The 11,572-nt window shown below is 53.7% G+C and carries 9 protein-coding genes; 6 read left to right on the forward strand and 3 right to left on the reverse strand.

Annotated features, from left to right (window positions below):
* Window positions 1-262: 262 nt before the first annotated feature.
* From AC1D2N_RS35695 to AC1D2N_RS35705, 3 genes are read right to left on the reverse strand one after another with little or no spacing between them, the layout of a single operon-like run.
* Entirely contained in the window at window positions 263-1,873 is a 1,611-nt protein-coding gene (locus AC1D2N_RS35695) for a TylF/MycF/NovP-related O-methyltransferase (protein ID WP_130651757.1), read from the reverse strand.
* Between the two features lie 14 nt (window positions 1,874-1,887).
* Window positions 1,888-3,186 (reverse strand): ABC transporter ATP-binding protein, encoded by a 1,299-nt coding sequence (locus AC1D2N_RS35700; RefSeq protein ID WP_050578580.1) that lies wholly within the window; start codon window positions 3,184-3,186, stop codon window positions 1,888-1,890.
* A complete protein-coding gene (locus AC1D2N_RS35705; RefSeq protein ID WP_028734780.1) occupies window positions 3,186-4,046 on the reverse strand; it encodes an ABC transporter permease in 861 nt (286 codons plus the stop codon). Before AC1D2N_RS35705 ends, AC1D2N_RS35700 begins: the two co-directional genes overlap by 1 nt.
* 205 nt (window positions 4,047-4,251) lie before the next feature.
* On the opposite strand from AC1D2N_RS35705, the gene AC1D2N_RS35710 reads away from it, so the two are divergent.
* The 6 genes from AC1D2N_RS35710 to AC1D2N_RS35735 form a co-directional block, all read left to right on the forward strand.
* Entirely contained in the window at window positions 4,252-5,385 is a 1,134-nt protein-coding gene (locus AC1D2N_RS35710) for a glycosyltransferase family protein (protein ID WP_028734779.1), read from the forward strand.
* Window positions 5,386-5,443: 58 nt separating this feature from the next.
* The gene (locus AC1D2N_RS35715; protein ID WP_130651758.1) at window positions 5,444-7,882 is read left to right on the forward strand and encodes a hypothetical protein; all 2,439 of its coding nucleotides are present in this window, start codon (window positions 5,444-5,446) and stop codon (window positions 7,880-7,882) included.
* A gap of 136 nt (window positions 7,883-8,018) precedes the next feature.
* Entirely contained in the window at window positions 8,019-8,981 is a 963-nt protein-coding gene (locus tag AC1D2N_RS35720; RefSeq protein WP_130653501.1) for a glycosyltransferase, read from the forward strand.
* Between the two features lie 38 nt (window positions 8,982-9,019).
* The gene (locus tag AC1D2N_RS35725; RefSeq protein WP_197728230.1) at window positions 9,020-10,102 is read left to right on the forward strand and encodes an NAD-dependent epimerase/dehydratase family protein; all 1,083 of its coding nucleotides are present in this window, start codon (window positions 9,020-9,022) and stop codon (window positions 10,100-10,102) included.
* A 9-nt stretch (window positions 10,103-10,111) separates the two neighbouring features.
* Complete coding sequence (locus AC1D2N_RS35730; RefSeq protein WP_065277103.1) at window positions 10,112-10,951, forward strand: glycosyltransferase; 840 nt, start codon at window positions 10,112-10,114, stop codon at window positions 10,949-10,951.
* A gap of 241 nt (window positions 10,952-11,192) precedes the next feature.
* On the forward strand, window positions 11,193-11,572 hold a 380-nt coding region (locus AC1D2N_RS35735; RefSeq protein ID WP_477982970.1), incomplete at its 3' end, for an SIS domain-containing protein.

An 11,572-nucleotide genomic window follows, 5' to 3' on the forward strand; every position in this document is an offset into this window, starting at 1 on the left:
CTCCGGCACAGGAACGCCGCCTTCTGCTTGGCGCAGGATGGCAAGGATTTGGGGTTCGCTGAATCTGCTCGTCTTCATCAAAATCTCCTCGATCATAAAGCCCGAGAAAATTCTACTTTTGAAGCCCGTTAATTTGCGGGGGGATTACCCATGCATCGGCATCGTTGTCGACCGTTCACGCAGCGCAGATGACCGCGCGTACGGTGAGGAGAGGCGAGGCAGACGCCAACATCGGCAACCTCGGAGGATTGACAGAGATTCGCTAGCGTTTTCGCTGAACGGCAATGGAGCGCTTAATCACCACCGGCTCGAATTCAGGTGATTGCGCGAGCCACTGATCCACTGCCTTCCGACATCCGGAATAAGACGAATAGTCGTCAAATATAATGTAACCGCCCTTTACGATATGTGGCGCAATGCGATCGATGCAAGTCTTCACCGAATCGTACCAATCGCCGTCGATATGAGCGACTGCGACGGGTTCTGTCAGGTTCATCGTATCCTGGAACAATCCCTTGATGAAATGGATGTTGTGCTCGAAGGCAGGAAAGCCGAAAGTCTTGAGGTTGTCGGCGACAAGCTGCTTTGTATCGCCAAGGTAACCGTAATATTGATCCTGGCCAAGGCCGTGGGACTGCCCAGACTCGATTTGAGCATAGCGCTCATGTGCATCAAGCCCGTCTTCCGGCCCAGGAGCTGGGATCTGGTCGTAAACGTCATACAGGTCTAGTGGCCTATTGTGAGATTTATAATGGCACATGAAGATAGCCGAGCCGCCAAGGGCGACCCCCGCCTCAACGAACCGCCCTTCCAGTTTGTTCCGTTCCACATCAACAATACAATCGTGAAGGATGGCCAGTTTGTCATAGCCGCAGTATGTCAAATTGCGAGCGCGCAGCTCATCGGAAAGCGTCTTGATTTCGGTGCGTATTTGCTCGCCTTCGTCAGGACCTTTTCTCTTCGTCGCTATCGCGCCGTTGCTCTCCGGCTGTTGTTGTTCGCGTCGGGATTCAGCGTGTCGAATCCGCTCCAGCCGCCAAATTTTAAAGAGTGCCCAGGGCAGAAACGGATAGGCAAGAAATGCCGATGGCCTAAAGGGCTTGGCACGTGCGACCGTGAAATACGGCCCCATATAATGCTTGAGATTACCTTTGAAGTGATACAGCCGACACTTCGTCGTCGGCTTGAGGATGTCATGATCGCTCAATTTCGGGGTGAAATTATATTGTTCGCAGTCCAGCAGAAGGATGTGTCCCAGCCAGTTTTCGATCACTTGAAGGTTACGCATTTTGCTGTGATGTAGGCCCACAAGATCACGGAGCGCGAGCTGGTCGCCGAACCATGTCTTTTCCTCCTCGCTCATAGACGTGTAGTTTTCAATCATCTGAGACATCATGCTCACTACGCGCTTGCGCGCTTCGTCACCGCTATTGACGATCAACAAGCCGCCGTTGATCGGTGAGTTGTGGGAGCGTCGGTATGTCAACGCGAGATCAAAGGTACCGGTCTTCTGTTCAAATAAGTGGGCGAAGCTTCTGAGGCAGAGCATGTCGGAGTCGAGCAGGAATACCGGGTGTTCGCTGCCGAGGCGCGTGAGTGCATCGCGTTGCCAGATCATGCGCTCATACATTATTCGATCGATGTCGATTTCGCGACGCCAGATCGTAGCACCCGGCAATTTAAATCGGCTGTCTGTATCCGTAAGAATGGTGAGGGTCGTGCCTGGGTGGTAACGCTGGAATGACGCCCACATGAGGGCAATCATTTTGTGATAATCCCGCGCGCGAAAGTCTCCATATTTGGTTCGATCGATAACAGCAGCGCCTTTATCGACATGAAACACAACAAGTTGCACTGACCTTTCATTCAGCATGCCCGGACGCCTCGTCAAAGATCTTCTGCTCCTTCAAAATCCACGTCCTCCGGATCCGGCGCAGTAACAGCCAAGCCTGCGAGGTCGATGTGCAGCGGCGGTATATAGTGCGAACGAATTATCTTTCCCTCGGGTCGCAGTACTCGGACACTCTTCTCTTCCACGTGACACAGTATGTCCATCATCGATCCCTGCGAGATGTTGACTCTGATCGAGTAAAGGCCAGGCAAATAGATGACAGGATCAAATTTCATGCGAACCGTGTGCCTGCCTTTGGTAATTTGTACCCATCCCAATTCATCTCGTGTCGAGGAGGGATGATAGACCACTGGTTCGACCACCGGCTTAAACATGACGTTGAAAGCACACTCGTCAAGGTCTTCATGAGCTGTCACGGCTACTTCGACGGTCAAATCCTCGCCAGGAAAAATCTGCTCAATTTCGTGGCCGGCATTGTCAAGCAATCGGACGTGGTCGATGGTTATTTTCTTGCCTGTCGCAATCGATGTCGCAGAGGTTGAGGGCTTGTCCCGACTGTTTAGCTTTTCTCTTGTTGTGCTGGCTTGATCGGCTTCATAGGCATCGAGAACGGACTTCGAATCTCCCTCTGCCAGCACCTGGCCCTTCCGCAGATAGATTGCTCGATCTGTCAAGTACTCTATCGAAAGCCGGGAATGGGAGACGAGAATGAGAGATGCCCCTCCCTTGCGGATATCGTTGATCTTGTTGCGGCACTTTACGCGGAAGCTCGCATCCCCGACTGCCAGTACCTCGTCGACGATGAGAAGTTGCGGGTCGGTGTGGACGGCGCATGCAAATCCAAGCCTCATCCTCATGCCCGTAGAATAGGTGCCGAGCGGGGCGTCGATGCTTTCGCCGATCTCCGCAAAATCGACGACCGCGTCGTAGCTCGCTCGGATTTCATCCGTGGTCATCCCAAGAAGCGACATATTGAGGTAGATGTTCTGAGAGCCACTGAGGCTGGGTTCAAAGCCTGCGCCGAGAGCCAGCATGGGTGCGATCTTGCCACGGGTCTCGATCGTTCCGGATGTCGGGTTTATGACCCCGGCTATCAGGCGAAGCAGGGTGGTCTTGCCGCTGCCATTGACTCCGACAAGGCCAAGTGACTCGCCTTTCCTAAGCTCCAGATTTATGTTTCGAAGCGCCCAAAATTCGCCAGCCTTCAGCTTGCTGGGGTCCTCCTTAAAGGCGCCTCCAATTAGCGTACGAATGCCCGAGGTAAAGGAACCTTTCAGATCGCGATTGAACTTTTTGTTCAAACCGTTGACACGGACGACGGCATTCTCTGACATCATCGTCCTCCCAACAGCATGCGCTCGACGATGAGCGGCTTAGCCTTGATGAAGAAGCGCAAACCAATAATCAGTAGACCCAACACTGTCAGACCGAACACAATCGACAGTGGAATGTCAATTGGCGCACCTGCCATCGCCTTGCGAGCTGGTAAAGCTATCGGGGCAATCGGATGAAAATATAAAACAGTCTCCAATGTTGTGCCGGGCCGCGGCTGAAAGAACACCGGGCTAACTAAGAGACCGAACGACAAAAATAGCTGGAAGATACGCTTAACGTCCTCCACCAATAGCGCAAAGGGAGCAATAAAGGCGCCAAGCATTGCCGCAAAGACGGTCCCGAACAGGATGATCCCGCAGCTAAGTATGACTCTCAACGGGTCAATTCCAAAGGCAAGCGACATCAGGGCGACGAAAAGAATACGGATCAGGCCGTCGACCAGGATTGCAAACAACTGGCTGAGCACGATGCTGAGCATTGGAAAGCGGACACGTGCGATGAACGACCGGGAGGCTTCAACCGATCGCACCCCTAGCATAAGAGCCTCACCAAAATTCAACCACGCCACCACTCCAATCATATAGAATATGAAAAACGGAAGATTGATGTCTGGCGCGAACATGATTCCAGATTGATGGGCTCCGTGCGCCGCCACCGTCAGGACAACGATAGGGAAAATGATCCAGAAATAGCCGAGGAATGATCGGCTGAATTTGGCCTTGAGCTGCGGTCGGAACAATTGATAGGCAAGCGCGATGCTATGCCGGACCCGTTTGGCCGGCGAAGGCGTGCCATCGAAATCAATGTTTTCAGTCTGCATGCTGAGAAACAAACGTCCTATCTTGGTGGTAAATTGCATGGTCAGCGGGGCACCGATATTCAGCTTTTGGCCGGTGCGCCAGCGAAAACTTCTCCCGCACGCCGTTTTGAGGCGTCTTGCCCCCGGCTCCGAACGAACACGATAGCTCGGGTGGGGATAATGTTTGCGATTGGGTTTCTCCTGCTATATCTAAAGCGGCAACTCAAGAGATGTACGAGTATTGCTACCGATGAAGTGCCGTTGAATGCTGCGCCGTATCGCCCGTATTTTCCGCCCCACCCCTCAGGGCCAATCGACCTCGAAGATTTCTCCGCTCATATTCGATCGCCATTTTTCCGACGCTCGGCATAGGGTGGTGATAATGGCTGATGGAGCTGGTGCAACTCAGCGAATAAGCTTTGATTTGCCGCTGACGTTACGCCGGCAGACCGGGGAAGTTGCGCTCGCTATGTTTGAGGAGTCGGTCATTTCGACCCCTCAAGATATGCGTACACTTCTGTCGTCTTTGCATCCTACTATAGTGGTGGCGAGCCGCTATGGAGGTGTCGGTTCGAAGGAAGTCGTTGCTTACTGTCACAGCGCGGGCATTTCGCTCGTGAGCCATTTCGACGATGACTTGTTTGACGTTCCGCTCTCGCTGGGTAAGGCAAAGTACGATCGGTACCATGATCCTATCCGCCTGCAGAGCATGCGAGCGCTCTGCGAAGGCGCTAGCCTTATTTACCTGTCCACCGAAGAGCTGAAGAGACGTTTTAACCGCTATGACTTCAGGTCCGAGGCCATCGCCGGCGAGATATATTGCCCCGCCTCAAATGACATAAAGCGAGAACTGTCGGACAAGCTCCTGTTCGGCTACATGGGGACTGCCGGTCACGCGGAGGATCTCGCGCAAGTCCTGCCGTCCATCGAGCATGTGCTGGATCGTCTCCCGGAAGCGCGCTTCGAAACCTTCGGATCGATCAAGATGCCGCCTGAAATGGTTCGGAAATACGGAAGCAGGGTGCGCGCCATTCCGCCGACGGCGGACTATAATGGTTTCCTCGCGAGGATGCGTGAGCTTGACTGGAAAGTGGGCTTGGCGCCGCTGGTGCGCAATCCGTTCAATGACTGCAAGGCAAATACCAAGTTCATAGAGTATGCGAGTTCTGGCGTCCTGCCCGTGCTGTCGACAGGACCGGTCTATGCTCGTATTTGCGATATTACGGGCTTGCCCCAAACCGTGAACGAAACCTGGTCAGAACGAATCATCGAATTGCTTTCGATGCCCCAGAGCCAAGCGGCTTCTTTGTTGCAGAACGTGCAGGATAGGATCGCGGAGTTTTATTCTCTTGCGAGATTGGAGGACCAAGTTGTAAGGGTCCTGCGGTTGCATGTTTGAATGCAAGAGCGATCCTCGGTGACGCCTTGCGCAGTATGGATCTATTCCTGGAAGCCACATGAAGATTGCTTGGGTATCGGCAGACATCAGCCCGAACGTTGCCAGTTTCAGGTATCGCGCGCTTTATCCCAGCTTCGCCCTTGCGGACAATGGATTCCAAAATGCCTATTTCTCGGTTCGCGATGCCAAGATCGAGCATTTGAAGGAGTACGATGTCGTCATATTCGTCAAGACCGTAAGCCATGTTTTGACCGCGATTATGCGGGAGCTCCGCGAACGGTACGCACGAAAGGTCTTTCTCGATCTATGCGATTATGTCACGCATCCCAGGTACGGCAACAGCTCGGGGGAACTGCGCAGGGTTATCATTCTCTCTCAGGCGCCCTACATCGACGCTATCGTGGTGCCAACGGAGCAGCTGAGGAAGGTTTTATCCGCTTCGCTTTCGGGTTCAATTCCGATCGTTGTTATTCCTGATCAAGCGGAGTCTAGCGCGCTCATTGAGCGCACGCGTGTTTTCAGCGTCAATAAGATTGATGCCTATAGTCTTGCTGAACTTCGCCGGCTTATTCGCCCTCGTACCCGCTTGGCCGACTTGAAATCCAAGATAGGGCGGACGAGACAACAGGCGCGAGAGTCCTTTCTGTCTTTTCGGATCCTGGTCGCAGAGCTGTCTCGCACGCCGCGTAAGTTGCCGGCGAGGCTGTATGATCGGCTTCGTGGTTATTGGGCAACTCGCCCTCGGCTAGTGACTGCAGGTCGCAATAAGATGCCGGCGGATCAGGCACCTGTCTCGGGTCTTAACGGTGGCAAGAAGCTCATCTGGTTCGGAAACGCGGGTTCGGACAGCTTTCAATCGGGCATACAAACCCTGACGCTCATTGCATCTGATCTGATCCGCCTTGCGCAGACGGTTGATTTCGAACTGGTCGTTATGAGTAGCCGCTCTGATGCTTATAGGACTTTGATAGAGCCACTCCCATTCCGGTCACGATTTGAGTTGTGGAGCCAGGAGGGCTGCTTTGAGGCTGTCAGGGCGAGTGATGCCTTCCTCATGCCCCAGATCGAGGATGAATTTTCAGAGTGTAAATCGGCCAATCGCGCGCTTCTGGCGCTTAGCTGCGGTACTCCGGTGATAGCTTCGCGTCTGATGTCTCTCGAGCCGTTAAAGGATTGCATCGTAACCGATGATTGGGAGGGCGGATTTCGACGGTATCTTCTCGATGAAGCGGCGACAGAGGCGGACATTGAGAAGGCAAGATCGATTATTGAGAAAGAATTCTCGGCAGAGGCTACTGGCCGGAAATGGCTCGAGCTTATGCGGCTGGAGAAGCCTCGGCCTGCCAAATCCCCGCGGATTGCTATATTCTTCCATCTTCTGCAGGACATTCATGTGCTGCTGCCAGTTGTGACGGCTTTGGTCGCCGACGCTGGCGAAGACATGAATGGCAACCGCCATGATGTGGATGTGGTGCTTCTGAAGTCGGTATACCTTCAACAGCCGGATATCGTGCGAGAGATCGTAAACACCGGTGCGCGTCTTCGTCTTCTCACGGAGGACACGGACGAGGGCAATCTGCGAGCGCTCGATGTGAAGTCCGCGTCCGTCCTTATCGTCGGTGCGGAGACTTCCTTGCGCCCACATCGATTGGTTCACGCGGCCGTGTTGAAAGCCAATGAACTCGGTATTCCAACGATATCCATGCAACATGGATTGGAAGCGCCGGGTTTATCCTACTTTGATGATCGCCATACCAGTGATGTGAAAATTGCGTCGTCATCCATATTCACCTATGGCGATCCTGCGCGACTGCCGAAGCAAGCATCATCTGATCTTGTGCGACGCTGCATTCCCGTAGGACGATTTGCGCCAAGCACGTCGCGGCACCTTGCGACGCTTCAGAGCAGCCTCGAGGCGATGAACCCTCGCCGCCTACCGGTGATCGCGATTTTTGAGAATCTGCATTGGCATCGGTATGAAGCCGATGGCTATCGCGGGCACTTCAGCGCGAATATCGAACGACTGGTGGACACGTTCAAGGATGTGTTTTTTGTCATAAAACCGCATCCGGCTGGCGTCTGGCTGCAAAAGAATCCCCGCATAACAACCCGGGCCAACGCGCTTCTACTGCACCGGGATGATCCCGGGTTCGCCGGTGTCACCGCCGCCGATTTACTCTCGGCCTCACTAGCGGCCATAACAACTCCCTCGACAGTTGCAGTAGATGCAACCCAGCTTTGCCGGCCGGTTCTGGTCTTTGCCAATACGTTGGATTTGCCTCTGTTTGAACCGCTCGAAATCGGTCGTTCCTATGAGGATATAGAGGCTTTTGTAACCCGTGCTCTTGACGGCAGTGCGACTATGGATGCCGTCAGCCGCTTCAAATCGTCCGCGTTGGCGGCGGGAAACGTTGCGTCCAACATCGTGTGTGAGATTGATCGCCTATTAGAAGATCGCACGCCAAAACCGCCACAAAACGAGCACTTTAGCGAGTGATACCTCGCCCACGGCTCATCATTCTCCGCGGCATCAAAAGCTGTCTATTCCCGCTAATTCCATTTGATCCGATGGCGGGTAAGAATGTATGAGTGAAACACGCAACTTATCGGATCCAGCAGGAAGGCGATTGACGATGCCGACTTTTATAACCCAGATCAACGATCTTGCTACCCGCAATCTGGATGATGACACCATCCGCGTATTTGTCGGAACGGACAGCTCGCAGATGCTTGCTGTCAACGTTCTGGAATACTCGATCAAGCGCCATACCAATGCAAAGGTTGAGGTCTTTGGAATGCTGGATTTGCCGGTGCCCGCACCGGTCGATCCGAGAAATGGTCAGCGTACGGGCTTCTCCTTTTCCCGCTTCACCATTCCAGCGCTGAATGGGTATAAGGGCAAGGCGATCTACATGGACGCCGACATGATCGTCATGAAAGACATCAAGGAATTGTGGAATATTCCCTTCGACGGCGCGAAGATCATTGTCCAGCAAGAGGTCAAGCACGCTGAGGTGACGACGGCGAAGGAGGGAGCGCCTGCCGCCCGTAAGAAGCAATGCGCTGTGATGCTGATCGATTGTGCCGCTTGCGCCTGGAAGGTCGAGGAGATCGTCCAGGGGATGGATGATGGCAAATACGATTACGATCAGTTGATGAGCCAATTCTGCATTCTCGAAGAAAACGAGGTCAAGTATGGCGTTCCATTCGAATGGAACTCACTTGAGCATTGGGACGTAAACACGCGCCTGCTGCACTACACCGACGTCTATACTCAGCCATGGACCTATAGTGGCCATCCACTCGGATACATCTGGTTCAATGAAGTGAACCGAATGGTTGCCGAGGGGCAGTTGGCGATGGATCAGATTAAGAAAGAGATCGATATGGGCTATTTCCGGCCCTCTCTGATCGCTGATCTCAAGTATCTCAATAAAATTCCGGGTTTTGCACGCAAGGCCTGGTACAATTATCACAAGGCCAATGATAAGCGCCTGGGATATGTTGCGCATAAGGAAGTGTACGAGGCCAAGCGTCTCCGTACCAGGGCCATCAAGGAATATGAGGCGAAACTGGCCGCCGAGAAGGCAGCCTGATTCCGACCCCGTTATGATGCCCAAGGAGATTCTTGATAGTGAAGCAAGACACAGTATTGGTCACCGGTGGCATGGGCTTCATCGGGAGGCGGCTCATTGCACGCCTGGCGCAGCGGCCAGACATTAAGTCCGTTGTCGCGCTCGACAACTTTCATCCCCAAGTCCACGGTGAGAAACCGGCTAAATCTATCGAGGGGGCGATTGTTGAAGAAGGATCGGTGTCAGACAGGGCTTTCTTTGAAGGGGTGCTTGAACGACACGATCCCGATCTGATTTTCCATCTTGCGGCCGAAACCGGGACCGGTCAGAGTTATCACGAAATTTCTCGATATTGTGATACCAACATCAATGGAACCGCCTATCTGATTGAAGGGTTGCGTAAGCTTCCCGACAAGACGAGACGGCTCGTTCTCGCCTCTTCCAGGGCAGTCTACGGGGAGGGCGCCTACAAATCGAGCGTCGGCGAAATCTTCACACCTAAGCCGCGTCCAAGCGAGACTATGTCTAAGGGGATTTTTGATCTCTACGACAGCGTTGGTGAAGCGGCTACCCCTGTCGCTACTCCTGAAGGCATTACTCTGCGTCCGTCAAGCATCTATGCTTCCACAAAGCTGATGCAGGAATACATATGCGTCCAAGGCCTCGACAACACGCGCATCCAACCCGTAATTCTCAGATTTCAGAATGTTTACGGGCCCGGGCAGAGTAGCCGGAATCCCTATACCGGTGTGCTCTCGATTTTTGGCCAGCAGATTTTAGACGGCAAGATTCTGAACATCTATGAGGATGGCGAGATCGTCCGCGATTTCGTTTACGTCGATGACATCGTCGAGGCGCTGATGCTTGCTGCCGTTGCTGGCAGCGCTGACAGTGAGCCGATAAATGTGGGAAGCGGCACTAGCACGACAATTCGTTATGCTGCTGAGTGCTTGCTCACCGAACTGGGCGCCAGCAAGGAAAACCTTCGCATTTCTGGCGATTTCCGACCAGGGGATGTCCGTTTTGCGCTTGCCGATAATACCCGGGCTCGGACTTTGTTAGGGTACGAACCGAAAGTGAGCCTGGAAACGGGCATCGCGCAGCTTGCCCGCCACATAAAATCAGAACGCACCCAAAGATAGGCCGACCATATGGCGAACTTGGACCCAATCCAGATATTTATTGGCACCGATGAATACCAGATGATTGGCGCGAAGGTGCTGGCTCACAGCATCACTTCGCGTACAAGTGCTCCGGTGAAGATTCACTATCTCAGCGATTATGCTGCTCCTTCGCCTCAGAATCCGGCACTAAGGTCCAAGACTGGCTTCAGTTTCACGCGTTTCATGATTCCGCAAATCTGCGGCTATGAGGGCCGGGCAATCTATCTGGATGCGGATATGCTGGTCTTTACCGATATCGCCGAATTATGGAATTGGCCGATGCCTGACGGGGTATCGCTTTTGTACGCTGAACAGCCGCCTGAACGCGGTCGTCGACCGCAATACAGCGTTTTCCTGGTAGACTGCGCCAAAGCGCGCTGGGCTGCCAAGGAGCTAATGCAAAAGCTCGATACTGGTGTCTATGACTATCATTCTCTGGTCTACGAATTCTCTCATATGTCTGCCGACGAAAAGGCGATGATCTTGCCGTTCCGATGGAATGCGCTCGAATACTACGACAGTGGCGAGACGAGCCTTATCCACTTCACCGATATGAATCGCCAGCCATGGGTAGAGCCGACCAATCCTAATCGAGACGTGTTTTACGCGGCAGTGAACGCTGCGCTGGACGCAGGTGCTGTTACATTGGCGGATATCAATCAAGCTATCGACAAAGGCTATATCCATCCTGCATTCCCGAAATGGATCGGCCGTTCGAAATCTTCAAGTTTCTTCCGCGATTTGTTCTGGCCTGCCCCTTATCTGCGCCTGCTGCCCGTTCAACATCGCATTCTCGCCCGTCTTAAGCGGTTACCGTCCTTGCTCTGAAATGTTCGATCGCGGTTGGGCGCCGCCTTCATACGGTTCGCTGCTTGATTGGCCCATACAAAGCCCACGTCACCGCCGGAGCGAAAGAGTGGGGCGAGGAACGGCACGAGTACTCACCTTTCTGCTATTTGACCTCTTCTCAAGCCGGTAAAACGGTGGCCCCTTTTCGCATTCGTTGCACAGATGCCGACCGAAATCGTGCGGGGTGGACTTGGAAAGTGAAAAGGTCTAACGCAACTTCATGATCAGAAGAGCGATAAACCTCGTTGAAAACAGCGTGCTCGAGTCGGCAAAACGCACGATAGAGACCGAAAGACGCGGTCTTGAAGCGCTCGAACAGGCCTTTGACGATGGCTTGGCCGGTCCCTTTACCCGGGCCGTTGAAGTCATCGGCGACATCTCCGGACGCGTCATCGTCACCGGCGTCGGCAAGAGCGGGCATATCGGCGCCAAGCTGGCGGCGACATTCGCGTCAACGGGAACGCCCGCCTTTTTCGTGCATGCGGCGGAGGCCAATCACGGCGATCTCGGCATGATTGCGCGCGACGACGTCGTGTTGGCGATTTCCAAAGGTGGCGAGAGCGCCGAACTCAAGAGCATCATTTCCTTCACGCGGCGCTT

This window comes from Rhizobium sp. P1_B8 (assembly GCF_056406515.1).